The sequence below is a fragment of the Burkholderia sp. AU33423 genome, from assembly GCF_002223135.1.
In the GTDB taxonomy this organism is placed as follows: Bacteria; Pseudomonadota; Gammaproteobacteria; order Burkholderiales; family Burkholderiaceae; genus Burkholderia; species Burkholderia lata_D.
This window is the reverse complement of sequence record NZ_NKFH01000004.1, coordinates 963,288-978,452: the sequence shown is the minus strand read 5'-3', so window position 1 is coordinate 978,452 and position 15,165 is coordinate 963,288. Positions and strand designations below refer to the sequence as shown.

Sequence of the window (15,165 nt, the reverse complement as noted above, 5' to 3'; positions counted from 1 at the left end):
GGCCATCCCAATTCCTCCCTGAATTGCCCGAAATTGTCGCGAGATATGCAAGCCGCAATGGCTAAATCGTGAAATGTCCAGTCGATTGATACGTAATTTTCAACAATTCAAATCCCTCTATCTCGGAAATCGGAGGACATCCCTGTCTGCGTCAGACCACAAAAGAGAATTTCATTTTTGCCGTTTTAATCGGGCTCGGTAGTCTCCTGCCATTCCGGATCACGAACACAAGCCAATGCGCAAGGAGATGACATGAAACGCACGACCCTCTCGCTGATTTCCATCGCGTCATTCGCGGCGATATCCGTCGCGCATGCGCAGTCGAGCGTCACGCTGTACGGCGTGATCGACACGTCGATCACCTACGTGAACCATGCGCAGGGCAAGGACAACGCGTGGATGCTCGGCAACAGCAGCGCGGGCAACCTGGCCGGCAGCCGCTGGGGCGTGAAAGGCACCGAGGATCTCGGCGGCGGGCTGAAGGCGCTGTTCCAGCTCGAGAACGGCTTCGACCCGAGCAACGGCCGGATGGGCCAGGGCGGCCGCATGTTCGGCCGGCAGGCGTTCGTCGGCCTGACGAGCGACCGCTACGGCACGCTCACGTTCGGCCGCCAGTACGATCCGCTCATCGATCTCGTGCAGGGCATCACTGCCGACAACTATCTGGGCAGCGTGTTCGCGACGGCGGGCGACGTCGACAACTACGACAACAGCTTCCGCGTCGACAACGCGGTGAAGTACACGTCGGCCGTCTATTCAGGCCTGCAGTTCTCGGCGATGTACTCGTTCGGCGGCATCGCCGGCAGCACCGGCGCCGCGAATTCGTATTCGGCCGCCGTGTCGTACAACAACGGGCCGTTCAGCGTCGCGGGCGGCTACTTCCACACGACCAACAGCCCCGCGTCGAACACCCAGCGCAGCGGCTGGACCAGCTCGTCCGACGGCACGTTCGACGGCCCGGTCAACAGCGGCTATGCGAGCGCGCATTCGATCGGCATCGCGCGCATCGCGGGCCAGTACGTCGCCGGCCCGTTCACGGTCGGCCTCGGCTACAGCAACGCGCAGTACCGCCGCGATGGAAGCTCGGTGTTCGGCTCGAACGAGCACTACAACACGGGGCAAGGCTTCGTGAACTACCAGGCAACGAACGCGCTGCTGGTCGGCGTCGGCTACAGCTACACGCGCTCGGGCGGCGACACGTCGGCGACCTATCACCAGGTATCGGCCGGCGCGGACTACAACCTGTCGAAGCGCACCGACGTCTACCTGACCGCCGCGTACCAGCACGCAAGCGGCCAGACCGGCGACGGCAAGGGCGGCTCGATGGCCGCGCAGGCGTCGATCGGTTCGTACGGCTATGCGGGCACGAGCTCGCAGACGATGGTCAACCTCGGCCTGCGCCACCGCTTCTGATGCGAGACGGCCGGCTGCGCGCCGCGCGGCCGGTCGAATCCGCTTTCACCGATACGGCGGCTGCGGCCGCCTTTGTTTCCGGATCGCCTTTCCATCGCCCTTTTCAATCCGGATATCGACTGCCGCGCGATTTCCATCCGGTTTGATTCAGCACCGATTTCCCCGAGTGAATGACGCGACGCGTCAGTATTCCGGCCGCCCACTACGCCGGCATTTGCGCGAAAATCCGGCCATTTTTACCGATAAAGCTTCACCGCCCCCTGCTATCGGACGCAATAAAAATGTGTGGCGAACGCATGGGCAAATGCAAAGGAAAGTTTGACGCGAGCCATTTGCGTGCGCGCTATGGCACACTTCGCGTCTGCGTAATTTCCTTGCACCGGGCGGCCGGATTCCGCCCCATCCTGCCATGCCGCGTCAGACAACCCGTTCGATCAGCCGAGATACGCTGAAAATCGCCGCGACGATTGCGATGTCGTGCGCGCTGCACGGTGTCGCGCGGGCCGATTGTCTCGACGACGCGGCGGCGTTCCAGCACGTGAGCGTCAGCCTGATGCGCGGCATCGCGCAGGTCGAGTCGGGCATGAATCCGAACGCCGTCAACACCAACACGAACGGCACGGTCGACATCGGCCTGATGCAGATCAACAGCACCTGGCTGCCGACGCTCGCGCGCGAAGGCATCACGCGGGAGAGCCTGTTCGATGCCTGCACGAACGCGTACGTCGGCGCGTGGATCCTGTCGCAGAACATTCGCCAGCTCGGCGCCAACTGGAACGCGATCGGCGCGTACAACTCCGCATCGCCCGACAAGCGCCTCGCGTATGCGCGCAAGGTCTATGATGCAATCCGGACCATGCCGGATTCGCCGGATACTCCCATGCCCATCCTTCCACCGTCCTTTACGCCACCGCAACAGGCCCAGGCGTACAACCCGTTCGCGAGCCTGAGCGTGTCCGCCCCGCAGCAGGTCACGCGTCCGCGCACGATTTCGTCGGCCCCGCCGCCTCCGCCGCCGCAGGGCGGCCCCGCCGGCCCGGCCGGCTCGTACAACTTCGGATGGACGGTCACGGGTGCGGACCAGGCGAAGCCGACCCAAGTCTTCGACGACGGCGCACGGATCTACGTGCAGTTCAGCGACATGAAGCACGTGCCGGCGATCTTCACCGAGACGTCGTCCGGGCGCGTGCTGATGTCGTGGGAGTTGCAGTTTCCGTATGCCGTCCTGACGCGTCCCGCGCAAACGTTGATCTTCCAGCTCGGGCCGTTCGAGGCGCGCGCGCAGCGTAGCGCGGGCAATGGCGCCGGGATGACGGCGCAGGCCGGGACGGGGGGCGCGGCTGCGGCCACCACGGGATCGAAGAAGTCGGCGAATGCCGTGGCGAATACGGCAGCCAGTCCGGCGGCAACGACGCCAACCGCGGTAAAACGCACGGCGTCGGCCGATGCGCTGTGGTACGTGAATACGCCTTCGACGTCGGGAACCACGACGGCCTCGCCGTCGACCGCGAACATTCCGGCCACGCTGCCCACCGCGATCACGTCGAACACGCCGCCGCCCGCGCCGGCCCAGGTGCCGGCTGCAGCCGCTCAGCCGTCGCGCGCCAGCGCGGATGCGCTGTGGTACATCTCGAAGTAGCGCACCGCCGATCGCCCGCGTCGCGCGGCGATCATTGCTCGACGGTCGGCGGCAATTTGGGTGCGTTCATGTCATCCACCCATTGCAGTTCGGCCGTGCCGTTCTTCCTGAAATACACGCGCAGATAGCGCGACGTCGACGATTCCGGCTGCGGAATCGTCACGTCGATCGTCTTGTGCTCCGCCTGGACGCCACGCTCGATCTCGTCCAGCGGCTGCGCGAACACCCACGCGAGCTTCACTGTTTGCCCCGGCGTGACCTGGCAGCCGCAGGCGAACCCGCCGCCACCGCCGAAGGCTTCACCGGCTTCCCGCGCGGACGGATTGCCGAAGCATCCCGACTTGTGTTCGTTGTCGAGCCAGAACTCGTGAAGCTTGCGGGTGTACTCGTTATAGCCGGTGACGCAAACGGTGCGAGGCGCCAGCGATGCTGCGCCGTCATGTCGTTCGCATCCGGCCAGCATGCCGAGCACGCCCAGCGCCGCCAGTGTCAGCGCGCGGGCCCCTGCCCTGGTCTGCGTCGACAGCCTCGCAAACGCGGCCATCCCGGACACCGCCCGCATGCCGACGACGTTCACCCGCGTACCCGCACGCACGCCGCCCCCCTCACCCACGCCGCACCCAGATCACCTTGCCGTCGCGAATGCCGAGATTGCGGCGTCCCTGCCGGTAATCCATCGTGCCCGGCAATGACGTGCCGTCGCGCTCGAGCACGCGCCACAGGCAGCCGTCCAGTTGCGCCGCCGCGTCGGCCTCGGTCTTGCCGACCAGCGCGTCGTCCGGCCCCGCGTCTGCCTTGCAGGCGGGCGACGTGCGTGCCGGCTCGCCATTCATCACCATGCCGCCCGCGGTCGCATTCTTCGTCTTCATGTCCGTGCATCCCGCAAACGTTGCGCCCGCAACCAGCGCCATCATCATCGCGATCGTCTTCTTCATCGGATTCTCCCTGTTGCGCCCGGTGGAACCTGTGCGGCGTTCCCGCCGACCGGGCGTTACATGCATGTTCGGTCCGCGCGCCCGGGCCACGCCGATTCCGCGTGCCCGCAGCCGCGGGTTCGGCCTGCCGCCGAAGCCGCCTGCATGTTACCGCACGCCGCGCGGCGTGACGGCACGTGCATGCCGGCTGCGCCACACGCTGCGTGCCGCGACGATCCACTCAGAACTTGTAGGTCGCGCCCGCGATGGCGTAGTAGTTGCTGCGCGACTGGACGATCGGGCTGTCGCCGTAGCGGCCGAGCAGCCGCGTCACGCCACCGGTCGCGAGCACCGACCAGTGCTGCGACAGCGTCCAGTTCCACGCGACCGCCATCGACGCGCTGTCGATCCCGCCGCTCGTCGAATACGGGCGGAACCGGCTCGTCATCGACTGCGCATCGGTCACGCCGTAGAACGTCTGCGTATAGCGCCCCGAGCCCGCATGCACGGTGCCCGTCACGATGATCTCGTGCTGCGCGGTCTTGAACACCGGCACTGCAAGGTCCATGTGCCCCGACACGCCGCGCGACGTGTGCGTCACGGGTGAGTCGATCGTGACGCTCAGTTCCGCCGCGTTGAACAGCGTCACGCCCGCGCGCACGCCCACCAGCACCGAGCCCGGAACCCGGCCCATGCCCTTCAGGTAGTCGGAGCCCGGCATGTCGAAGCGGTTCTCGTCGGCTCGACCCGCGTCGTAGCTCACCGCCGCCGACACGAACGCGCCATGCGGCAGGTCCAGCCGGTAGCCGGCGCCCTGGGTGCTGTCGATGAAGAAGCCATTGCCGAACTTCGCGGAGAAACCCGGCGCGACGACACCGCGAGACTGGTTGCTGCCCGGGTAGCGCGGCGCGAAACCGCCACCAAGCGACAGCGAATACTGGTTTTCCGCGTGGGCGGCGGCGGCAAGGGTCAGGCCGGCGAGCGGCATGCAATAGCGGTAGCGGCGAAGTATTGGGCGCACAATATTGGGATAAGAGTGACGGAGCCCGCAGTCTAGGTGCCGCCTTGCGCCGCGACTGTCCTGAATATTCGGAGAATCTGTGCTCAATTGTGTTCGATTGTTCGAGATTGTCGCCCCGCTCCCCCGGCCTTCGATGCGCCGGATAGAATTCGCGTGCCGCGCCGCACACCGGCCTGCCCGGGTGTGAAATGGCGCGTGCATATTGAGGAGACCATGAACGAAGATCCGCTCAAATACCGCGTACTGCTGATCGAGGACGACGACCGCCTGGCGCAGCTCGTCCGTGAATACCTCGACGGTTATGAATTCGCGGTGACGGTCGTACGACGCGGCGACCTCGCCGTCGCCGCGGTGCGCGAGCACCAGCCGGCCCTCGTGATACTCGACCTGATGCTGCCGAATCTCGACGGCATGGAAGTCTGCCGGCGCATCCGCGCGTTCACCAACGTCCCCGTGCTGATCCTGACTGCGCGCCTGGACGTCTACGACCAGGTCGCGGGCCTCGAGACGGGCGCCGACGACTACGTGACGAAGCCGATCGAACCGCGCGTGCTGGTCGCCCGGGCCCGCGCGCTGCTGCGTCGTGCGCAGCCGGCCGCCGCGGAAGCGCCGGTGGCCGCGCCCGAAGCGCTCGTGTTCGGTGAACTGGCGATCTCGCCGCCGAACCGCACGGTCACGTGGCGCGGCGAGCCGGTCGACCTGAAGACCGCCGAATTCAACCTGCTGCTGATCCTCGCGCGCGCGGCCGGCACCGTGCTGAGCCGCGACGACATCCTGAAGCAGCTGCGCGGGATCGAGTTCGACGGACTCGACCGCTCGGTCGATTCCGGCATCTCGAAGCTGCGCCGCCGCTTCGAGGATGCGTCGTCGGAGCCGCACAAGATCAAGACGATCTGGGGCCGCGGCTACCTGTTCAGCCCTTCCGCGTGGGACGAATAAATGCTCCGCCCATTGATTCGGTTGTACCTCGTCGTGATCCTGTTCGTCGCCGCGTCGATCCTGTTCATCCAGCTGTCGTTCGACCGGATCTTCTACGATCGCAGCGTGCAGGCGCAGCGCGACTCGTTGACGACTTATGCGTTCGTGCTCAACGACTACCTCGAACGCCATCCGGGCGCACAGCGCGAGCTCGCGCTGCGCGAGCTCGCGAGACACGGCAACGAAGGGTTCGGCTTCCTGTCGATGACCGCCGCCCGTGCGCAATTGAGCGGCGCGCCGCTGCGCGATCTCAATGCCGGCCGAATTGCGATCAGCTATAACGGCAAGGATTACTACATGCCGCTTGCGGACGGTACGGTCCTGCATGCGCGGCCGATCGAAGCCTCCGATCTCGACATCAGGATCTATGCGTACATGCTGCTCGCGCTCAGCACGCTGTTCGCGGTGGTGCTGTGGATTCACTATCACTGGCGCGACCTGCGCAGGCTGCAGGAAGCCGCACGCGCATTCGGCGCCGGTACGCTGTCGACGCGCGTGAAGCTGTCCGGCAAGTCGAACATCTACGAGTTGTCGCAGCAGTTCAACGACATGGCCGAGCGCATCGAGGCGTCGATCAAGCAGCAGCGCGAAATGATGCACGGCATCTCGCACGAACTGAAGACGCCGCTCGCGCGGCTCGAATTCGGGCTCGCGCTGCTCGCCGAGCCTGACGAAACGGGACGGATGCGCGAACGCCGCGACGCGCTGCGGCGCGACGTGCGCGAACTCGACGAGCTCGTCACCGAGCTGCTGACGATCGGCCGGCTCGAACAGGGCGCGAGCCAGCTCGCGCCGATGGAAGTCGTCGTCGACGCGCTGATCGACAGCGTCGCCGGCAACGTCGCGAACGACATCGTCGATCGCGGCATCACGCTCGACGTGTCGGCGCTCGGCGCGCCCGCGACCCACGTGTGCGACCCGAAGCTGGTCGCCCGCGCATTGCTGAACCTGATCCGCAACGGCGCGCGCTACGCGTCGCGCACGGTGCTGCTCGCCGCCGAGCGCAACGCGTCCGGCGCGCTCGTGTTGAGCGTCGACGACGATGGCCCCGGCATTCCGGCCGCCGAACGCGCCCGCGTGTTCGAACCGTTCCAGCGGCTCGACTCCAGCCGCGACCGGCAGACCGGCGGCTTCGGGCTCGGGCTCGCGATCGTGCGACGCGTCGCGCAGGTGCATGGCGGCGACGTGCGGCTCGAGGATTCACCGCTCGGCGGCGCACGCTTCGTGATCACGCTGCCCGCGCTGTCATTGCCGGACAACCTGTTCGACTTGCCGGATACCCTCGCGCATGCCGACGCGTTCGGCGGCAGCCCCGGCATGGCCATCCCGCGTCAATGAAGCGCGCGGCAGGAGGCGCCCCGGCCGCCCTCGCCTGACCTGCGCGCCGCTCAGCGGCGGCGCAGCAGCGCGACGAAGAACAGGCTGCCGAACATCGCGGTCACGATCCCGATCGGCAGATCCTCCGGCGCCGCGAGCGTGCGGGCGGCCACATCGGCCCAGACGAGCAGGATCGCGCCCGTCAGCGCGGCCACCGGCAGCAGCCTGCCATGCTCGGCGCCGACGACGCGACGGCACAGATGCGGCGTCACGAGCCCGACGAAGCCGATCGCCCCGCTCACCGCCACCATCGCGCCCGTCGCGAACGACGCGACGACGAACACCTCGCGCCGCATCCGCGCGCTCGGCACGCCGAGCGCAGCCGCGGCCACATCGCCCGACATCAGCGCATTCAGTTCGCGCCGGCGTGCGTACAACGCGCCGCTGGCGAGCGCCGCGCATACGGCCGGCACCGGCAGCAGATCCCAGCGCGCAAGCCCGACCCCGCCGAGCATCCAGAACAGCACCGACGACGCGGCGCGCTGGTCGCCGAGATACAGCAGCAGGTTGCCGAACGCGGCCATCATGAACGACACCGATACGCCCGCGAGCAGCAGCCGGTCCGATTCGAGCCGGCCGCGCCGGTAAGCGAGCGCGACGACGCAGGCGGTCGCCGCGAGCGCGCCCGCGAACGCGGCAGCCGACAGCGTGAACGGGCCGAATGCCGCACCGGCCATCACGGTGACCGCGACGGCGCCGAACATCGCCCCCGCGCTCACGCCGAGCAGGTGCGGATCGGCCAGGCGGTTCGCGGTCGCGGCCTGCAACGCCACGCCGACCGCCGCCAGCGTCGCGCCGACGATCGCGGCAAGCAGCGCGCGCGGCATCCGGATCAACCAGACGATGCTGTCGTCGCCCGCCCCCGCCGCGAACGCGTCGGCGTCGCCGAATACCGACACGAGGTGCATGGCGACGATGCGCACCGCCGCCGGCATCGCGATCGGCGCCGGCCCGAACGCGGCCGACGCGACGATCGACACGATCAACAGCAGCGCCAGCGCCGGCAGCACCACGCGCATGCCGGGCCGCGCTGCACGCACGTGCACGCTCATCGCGCCGGCCCGGCGAACGCGGCCGGATACAGCGCGCGCGCCAGCGTCTCGACGGCCGCGACGTTCTCGGGGCCCGGCGTCGCCGCATCGTACGGAATCACGATGAAGCGCCGGTCGCGGATCGCGGCCACCCGTGCGAGCGACGGCTGGCTCAGCAGGAACTGTTGCTTCTGCGCGGCCGTCACGGCCGAATAGTCGACGATCACGATCACCTGCGGATCGCGCGCGACCACGCTTTCCCAGCTCACCTGCGTCCAGCTGCGCGGCAGGTCGGCCATCACGTTGCGCGCGCCGGCCGCCGCCAGCAGTGCGCTCGGCATCGCGAGCCCGCCGGCCGTCATCGGCTTGTCGGTGCCGCTGTCGTAGACGAACACGCGCAGCGGCTCCGGATGCCCGATCGTGCGCGCCACCGCCGCGAGACGCGTGCGCATCGACGCGACGACCTGCGCGGCGCGCGCGTCGACACCGAAGATCCGGCCGAGATTGTTCAGGTCGCGGAACACGTCGTCGAACGACGCGGCCGCCTGCTTCATCACGTGCGAACACGATTCGGTCAGCTCGTACGCACGGATGCCGAACGGCGCGAGCGTCGCGGGCGTCACCGGGCCGCCGACATGCATCCCGTAGTTCCAGCCCGCGAGATAGAAGTCGGCGCGCGCGGCCGCCAGCACCTCGAGCGACGGATACTGGCTCGCCAGTTCGGGCACGCCGCGCAGCGCATCGCGCACGCGCGCGGTGCCCGTCTTCCAGCCGCCGACCCCGGTGTAGCCGACGAGCCGGTCCTTCAGGCCGAGCACGAGCATCATCTCGGTCAGGTTCACGTCGTTGCTCACCGCACGCGTCGGCGCGCGCTCGAACGTCACGTCGCGATCGCAACTGCGCACAGTGACGGGATAGGCGCCCGCATGCGCGGCCGCGCAGCCGAGCACGGTCGCGGCAAGCAGCCGGCGGAATACAGGCGACAAAGCGGAGGGCAAGACAGGAAACGGCATGGCGGTCATTCCGGATGAAGCGGCGTGATGCGCGGCCGGCCCGTGACGGGATGGCGATCGACGAGCGCGGCGACGCCGAACACGTCGCGCAGCAGCGCTTCGGTCAGCACGTCGGCCGGCACGCCCGATGCGACGACCCTGCCGTGCGCGAGCACGTGGAGCCGGTCGCAATATGCGGCCGCGAGATTGAGGTCGTGAATCGTGGCGAGCGTCGCGATGCCGAGGCGCCGCACGCGCGCGAGCAATTCGAGCTGATGGCGCAGGTCGAGATGGTTGGTCGGTTCGTCGAGCAGCAGCAGTTCGGGCTGCTGAGCGAGTGCGCGGGCCAGCAGCGCGCGCTGCTTCTCGCCGCCCGACAGCGACGCGAAACGTTGCGCACGGCGCTCGACCAGGCCGACGTCGTGCAGCGCGGATTCGACGATCCGGCGATCGCTCGCCGTCTCCGCATCGAACGGCCGCTGGTGCGGCGTGCGCCCCATGCCGACCAGTTCATCGACCGTCAGCCCGAAATCGTCCGGCGTCTCCTGCTGCAGCACCGCGATGCGCTGCGCGACCGCGCGCGGCCGCATGCGCCACACGTCGTGCGCATCGAGCGCGACGCGGCCGGCATCGGGCCGCGCGTAACGGAACACGCAGCGCAGCAGGCTCGTCTTGCCGCTGCCGTTCGGGCCGACCAGCCCGACGAACTCGCCTTCGGCCACGCTCAACGTCACCGAGTCGAGCACGGTGATCGCCCCGCCGGGAGACCAGCTCACGCGTTCGATGTCGAGCATGTGCGTCACGGGAGTCGCGCCGTGCCCCATCAGAAGCGCATCGTCGCGACGAGCTCCGCCGAGCGCGACGGGCCGAGCAGCCATTGCTCGCCGCCGTTCGACGTCGTCACCGCATACGTTCGGTTCGCGAGGTTGCGCAAATACAGCGCCAGCTCCGTGCGCGACGTCGGCTGCCAACGCAGCGACGCGTCGAACACCGTGTACGACGGCACCTGCACGCGGTTCGCGTCGTCGCCGTACGTCGCGCCGACGTAGCGCACGCCCGCGTTCGCCTGCCAGCGCTCGGCAAACGCCCAGCCGAGCCACAGGTTCGCCGTCTGCTGCGGCACGTTGGCCGGCGCATTGCCGGCGCGCGACACCGTCGCGCTGCCGACCTTCTGGTTGAATTCGTCGTAGCGCGCGCGCAGCAGCGCGACGTTCGCATCGACCGTCCAGCCGTGCGGCAGCCGCGCGCCGCCCGTCAGCTCGATGCCGCGCGACGATTGCTGGCCGACCTGCTGGCGCAGTGCGGGATTGAACGGGTCGGTGCTCAGCAGGTTGCGCTTCGTGATGTCGTACACGGCGACCGTCCAGTACGCGCGGCCGTCGAGCAGCGTCTGCTTGACACCGGCTTCCCACTGTTCGCCGGTCGCGAGCCGGTAGCTCGCCTGCGAAGCGGACAGCGTCACGAGCGAGCCGAGGCCCTCCGCGCCCGTCGTGTACTGCGCATACGCGCTGAGCGTCGGCGCGACCTCGAACACGAAGCCCGTGCGCCAGCCGACGTTCGCGAAACGCTTGTCGAAGCCCGCGCCGGTTGCCGCCTGCTCGCGGCTGAACGCGATGTGGTCGTAGCGCAGGCCACTCACCCACGCGAGCCGCGGCAGCACTTCGAGCCGGTTCTCGGCGAACACGGCGGCCTGCCGCGCGCGCGTGCTGAACTGCGGCACCGTCGGGTCGGGGCTCGTGAACACGCCGGGATCGAAGCCGTGCACGGGCACCGTCGATTCGCCGCCGTACGGCGAATTGTTGGTGCCGCTGAACGTGATCTGGCTGAATTCCGTGCCGACGACGAAGCGGTTCGCGCGGCCGAACAGCGTGCCGTCGAAGCGTGCGCTCAGCCGATCGCCGATCTGCCGCTGGTGGTGGCCGATGTCGAGATAGTCGCTGCGCGTGACGAGACCCGTCACGGCATCGAGCGCATACGATTCGGCATTGCGCCACTGGCGGTTCGACGTCAGGTAGTAGAGCTGGTTGTCGATCGTCACTCCGGCCGTCGGCCGGTAGCTGGCCGACAGGCGCGTCCACTGGTCGTAGTAGGACATCGTCGCATCGGCGACGTTGTAGTTGACCTTGCGCAGCGACGGATCGAGCACGCCGTTCGGCGCCGGCACGCCATAGTAGGTCGCCGGCATCTGGCGGCCATAGTCGAAGTCGAGCGTCAGCGTGAGCGTCGGGCTCACGTCGAACTTCAGCGCGCCGCCGACGGCCGTCGTATGCGTGTCGGCCCGCTCGGCGAGACCGTTCGCGCGCGCATCGCTTGCATGGAAGCGATACGACAGCCGCGGGCCGAGCGCGCCCGTCGTATCGAACGCGGCGCGCTTCGCACCATCCAGGCCGACACCGACCTGCAGCGTCGTCTCGCGCGTGCGCTGCGGCCGCTTCGGCACCACGTTCACGACGCCGCCGATCGCCCCTTCGCCGTACAGCACCGACGCCGGGCCGCGCAGCACCTCGATGCGCTCGACCGACCACGTATCGAACGGGAACGTGATCGTGCCGGCAGCCGGCATCAGCCGCACGCCGTCGAGCAGCGTCATCACCGATTCCTGCCCGCTGAAGCCGCGCACGCTCAATGCGGTGCCACCGGTGCCCGGCGCCATCGCACTCGAGAACCCCGCGGTGCGCGTCACCGCGTCGAGCACCGTGCGATCGCCGCGCGCGTCGATCGTGTCGGCCGTGACCGTCTCGACGCTCGCGGGCGTGTCGAGACTCGCGAGCCCGAGCCGCGAGCCCGTTTCGAGCGGTTGCGTCAGCGGGTCGGCCGGTGCGGACTGCGCGCTGACGTTGATCGCCGGCAGCGCATGCCGCTCGTCCGGTGCGGGTGCGGCCACTTCGGCAGCCCACGCGCCGGTGGTCGCCATCGCGCAACCCAGCAGGGTCGTGCAGCCGCGTGCCGCCCGAACGCGCCAGGCGTCGGCGTTCCGGCGCGACGCGGCGTGGTGCCGCTCCCCGCGCGCCGGGGTGTGTCTGGTTTTCGTCACGTCGTATCGATCTTCGGATGGTGGCGTCGCACGCGGCCGTGCCAGGCAGCCCGGCCCGACGGTGGCGCAAACCTCAGATGATACAATATATCATCTTGATTCGTCAGGATTTTGTCAGGTTGTCCCGGCGGGGGTGTGTTCGGCCGGGGCCGTACGCCGCGCCTACACCGGGAAACTGAACTGCACCCACAACTTGTCGCCCTGCGGCCGGTTGCGCACTGCGAACTCGTGCTGGTATTTCACGACCACGCCCGACGCCGGCCCCCACATGTAGCGAAGCTGCGGACCGATCGCGACCGATTGCCCGCGAAAGCCGTCCGGCGCGACCTTGACGCCGTCCTGCGTATGCGGTGAACCGGATCGCGAACACCGGGCTGAACACGTATGCGTTCCTGCCGTACGTCAGCCGACTTGGTTTCCGGGCCGCGACTGGGAGACGCAATGTAAAGCGCACGACAGCGGCGAAAAAGACGACGTTCGGGAGAACAGTTCTCCGTCACACGGAGAAATACGCGACGGCGCAGCGCCGGCCTGCGATCAGCGGCCGACTTCCTTCCATTTGCGCGCGAGCCCGAGGCGTTCGAAGCGCTCGATCAGGAACTCGGTGAACACACGGATCTTCGCCGGCTGGTGACGGCGGCTCTGGTACGCGATGTTGACGGTGAGCGCCGGCAGTTGCCAGTCGGTGAGCACCGGCACCAGCTTCCCCGCGACGATATCGTCGTGAATGATATAGAGCGGCTGGATCAGGATGCCGAGCCCGGCAAGCGCCGCGGCGCGGATCACCTGCCCTTCGTTCGCGTCGAGCACGCTCTTGATCGTGACCGACTGCTTCTTCGCGCCGTGGCGGAAATGCAGGACGTACGGATCGTTCGCGAGGTTGTACACCAGCAGCCGGTGGTCGCACAGCGCATCGGGCGTCGCCGGCGCGCCGTGCTTCGCCAGATACCCGGGCGACGCGGCCAGCACGCGCCGCGTCTCGGCGAGCCTGCGCACGGTAATGCCCGAATCCGCTTCATGCTCGCGCGTGCGGATCGCCACGTCGATGCCGGCCTCGATGAAATCCGGATAGCGGTTCGCTGCGACGATCTGCACGTTCAGGTTCGGGTAGCGCCGATGAAACTCGGGCAACGCAGGTGCGATATAGATCGACGCGAACGATACCGACGCAGTCACGCGCAGCGTGCCGGCCGGATTGACGCTCGCTTCGTTGACCGCCGCATCGGCCTCCGACAGTTCCATCAGGATCGCGACACAACGCCGGTGATATTCGTGCCCCGCGTCGGTCAGCCACAGGCGCCGCGTGGTGCGCTCGACGAGCCGCGCGCCCAGCCGCTCCTCCAGCGCATTCAGGCAGCGGCTCGCCGCCGCGCTCGACATCCCGAGCCGCTCGGCGGCCTTCGACAGGCTGCCCAGCTCGGCGACCTGTACGAAAAATTCGATCTGCGTCCACTTGTCCATGCGTTCGATTCTTCCACCTGGCGGAGAACAAAACTCCTCCAAACCCTCTTTTTTTCGATCCAAGGCGGAATTAATGTTACGTCAACGCGCTATCCAACGACATCAGGAGACACCCCCTATGCGCAATCTCAACGAAGACACCATCACACAGGCCGTGATCGCGTCGCTGGGCGGCTGTCGCGACGAGCGGTTGCGCACGGTGATGACCAGCCTCGTCCAGCACCTGCACTCGTTTGCACGGGAGACGAAGCTCACCGAGGCCGAATGGCAACGCGCGATCGGCTTCCTGACGGCCGTGGGCCACATCACCGACGACAAGCGCCAGGAGTTCATCCTGCTGTCCGACGTGCTCGGGCTGTCGACCCTCGTCACCGCGCAGAATCACGCGAAGCCGGCCGGCTGCACGGAGGCGACCGTATTCGGCCCGTTCTACGTCGAAGGCAGCCGCGACTTCGGGATGTTCGACGACATCGCGAACGGCGCTTGCGGCGAGCCCTGCTTCGTGTCGGGCCACGTGCGCGGCATCGACGGCCTGCCGATCGCGCACGCCTCGCTGGAAGTCTGGCAAGCCGACGAGGACGGGCACTACGACGTGCAGCTTCCGGCCGACGACGGCTCGGTCACGCACCGCGCGCGCGGCCGGCTGCGCACCGATGCCGACGGCCGCTACGCATTCCGCTCGATCCTCGCCGAGCCGTATCCGATTCCACACGACGGCCCCGTCGGCGCGATGCTCGACGCGCTCGGCCGTCATCCGTGGCGACCCGCGCACCTGCACTTCATGATCGAGGCGCGCGGCTACGAAACGCTGATCACGCACGTGTTCCGCGACGGCGACCGCTATCTCGACTCCGATGCGGTGTTCGGCGTACGGTCGACGCTCGTCGCCGACTGGGTCCGGCACGCGCCCGGCATCGCGCCGGACGGCTCGCGCATGGACACGCCGTTCTACACGCTCGATTACGACTTCGTGCTCAATCCCGCGGAGCGCGCCGCATGATCCGCCACGTCGTGATGTGGAACGTCGCCGGCGCGAGCGAACCCGAGCGCGCGGCGGCACGCACCACCGTCAAGACCGCCTTCGAAAGCCTGCGCGGCCGGATTCCGGGCATGACGCACCTCGAGGTCGGCGCGGATTTCAGCGCGGCCGACTACGCGTGCGACCTGATTCTCGTCGCCGACTTCGCGTCGCGCGAAGCACTCGACGCTTACGCGACGCATCCTGAACACGCACGGGTACGCGACGCACTGACGGGCGTGCGCATTGCGCGGCATCAAGTCGACTACGCAACGGAGTAACGACGC

At 68.0% G+C, this 15,165-nt stretch carries 15 protein-coding genes; 6 read left to right on the top strand and 9 right to left on the bottom strand.

Annotated elements, in window-relative coordinates:
• Window positions 1-252 precede the first annotated feature (252 nt).
• Both CFB50_RS07225 and CFB50_RS07220 read left to right on the top strand, forming a co-directional pair.
• Window positions 253-1,413, top strand: a complete 1,161-nt coding sequence (locus CFB50_RS07225) for a porin (protein ID WP_089445387.1) — start codon at window positions 253-255, stop codon at window positions 1,411-1,413.
• 409 nt (window positions 1,414-1,822) lie between these two features.
• A complete protein-coding gene (locus CFB50_RS07220; protein ID WP_089445386.1) occupies window positions 1,823-3,052 on the top strand; it encodes a transglycosylase SLT domain-containing protein in 1,230 nt (409 codons plus the stop codon).
• A 31-nt stretch (window positions 3,053-3,083) separates the two neighbouring features.
• Here CFB50_RS07220 and CFB50_RS07215 read toward each other — a convergent pair whose 3' ends face one another.
• From CFB50_RS07215 to CFB50_RS07205, 3 genes are all read right to left on the bottom strand, one after another.
• Window positions 3,084-3,596, bottom strand: coding sequence for a hypothetical protein (locus tag CFB50_RS07215; RefSeq protein ID WP_256978770.1), 513 nt, complete (start codon window positions 3,594-3,596; stop codon window positions 3,084-3,086).
• 61 nt (window positions 3,597-3,657) lie between these two features.
• Window positions 3,658-3,987 carry a hypothetical protein gene (locus tag CFB50_RS07210; RefSeq protein WP_089445385.1) on the bottom strand — a complete coding sequence of 110 codons (330 nt, stop codon included), beginning with the start codon at window positions 3,985-3,987 and terminating at the stop codon, window positions 3,658-3,660.
• Between the two features lie 220 nt (window positions 3,988-4,207).
• Complete coding sequence (locus tag CFB50_RS07205; protein WP_069247699.1) at window positions 4,208-4,954, bottom strand: MipA/OmpV family protein; 747 nt, start codon at window positions 4,952-4,954, stop codon at window positions 4,208-4,210.
• A gap of 246 nt (window positions 4,955-5,200) precedes the next feature.
• Between CFB50_RS07205 and CFB50_RS07200 the strand changes: the two genes are divergently transcribed.
• The gene (locus CFB50_RS07200) at window positions 5,201-5,926 is read left to right on the top strand and encodes a response regulator (RefSeq protein WP_046545396.1); all 726 of its coding nucleotides are present in this window, start codon (window positions 5,201-5,203) and stop codon (window positions 5,924-5,926) included.
• Window positions 5,927-7,303, top strand: coding sequence for an ATP-binding protein (locus CFB50_RS07195; RefSeq protein WP_089445384.1), 1,377 nt, complete (start codon window positions 5,927-5,929; stop codon window positions 7,301-7,303). It abuts the gene before it with no gap.
• Window positions 7,304-7,353: 50 nt separating this feature from the next.
• Here the strand turns inward: CFB50_RS07195 and CFB50_RS07190 are convergent, their stop codons facing one another.
• The 6 genes from CFB50_RS07190 to CFB50_RS07165 all read right to left on the bottom strand — a co-directional run bounded on the left by CFB50_RS07190 (window position 7,354) and on the right by CFB50_RS07165 (window position 13,860).
• Window positions 7,354-8,394 (bottom strand): FecCD family ABC transporter permease, encoded by a 1,041-nt coding sequence (locus CFB50_RS07190; RefSeq protein WP_179254156.1) that lies wholly within the window; start codon window positions 8,392-8,394, stop codon window positions 7,354-7,356.
• Complete coding sequence (locus tag CFB50_RS07185; RefSeq protein WP_373452946.1) at window positions 8,391-9,386, bottom strand: ABC transporter substrate-binding protein; 996 nt, start codon at window positions 9,384-9,386, stop codon at window positions 8,391-8,393. Before CFB50_RS07185 ends, CFB50_RS07190 begins: the two co-directional genes overlap by 4 nt.
• Window positions 9,387-9,391: 5 nt before the next feature.
• Window positions 9,392-10,189, bottom strand: coding sequence for an ABC transporter ATP-binding protein (locus CFB50_RS07180; RefSeq protein WP_089445382.1), 798 nt, complete (start codon window positions 10,187-10,189; stop codon window positions 9,392-9,394).
• Window positions 10,189-12,279, bottom strand: coding sequence for a TonB-dependent receptor (locus CFB50_RS07175; RefSeq protein ID WP_089445381.1), 2,091 nt, complete (start codon window positions 12,277-12,279; stop codon window positions 10,189-10,191). Before CFB50_RS07175 ends, CFB50_RS07180 begins: the two co-directional genes overlap by 1 nt.
• Window positions 12,280-12,561: 282 nt before the next feature.
• Window positions 12,562-12,690, bottom strand: a complete 129-nt coding sequence (locus CFB50_RS07170) for a transporter (protein WP_373452953.1) — start codon at window positions 12,688-12,690, stop codon at window positions 12,562-12,564.
• A gap of 246 nt (window positions 12,691-12,936) precedes the next feature.
• On the bottom strand, window positions 12,937-13,860 hold the full coding sequence (locus tag CFB50_RS07165) for a LysR family transcriptional regulator (protein ID WP_089445380.1): 924 nt from the start codon (window positions 13,858-13,860) through the stop codon (window positions 12,937-12,939).
• Window positions 13,861-13,978: 118 nt separating this feature from the next.
• Between CFB50_RS07165 and CFB50_RS07160 the strand changes: the two genes are divergently transcribed.
• Window positions 13,979-14,860, top strand: a complete 882-nt coding sequence (locus CFB50_RS07160; protein WP_089445379.1) for an intradiol ring-cleavage dioxygenase — start codon at window positions 13,979-13,981, stop codon at window positions 14,858-14,860.
• Complete coding sequence (locus CFB50_RS07155; RefSeq protein ID WP_089445378.1) at window positions 14,857-15,159, top strand: Dabb family protein; 303 nt, start codon at window positions 14,857-14,859, stop codon at window positions 15,157-15,159. The genes CFB50_RS07160 and CFB50_RS07155 overlap by 4 nt, the downstream gene beginning before the upstream one ends.
• The last annotated feature ends 6 nt before the right edge of the window (window positions 15,160-15,165 follow it).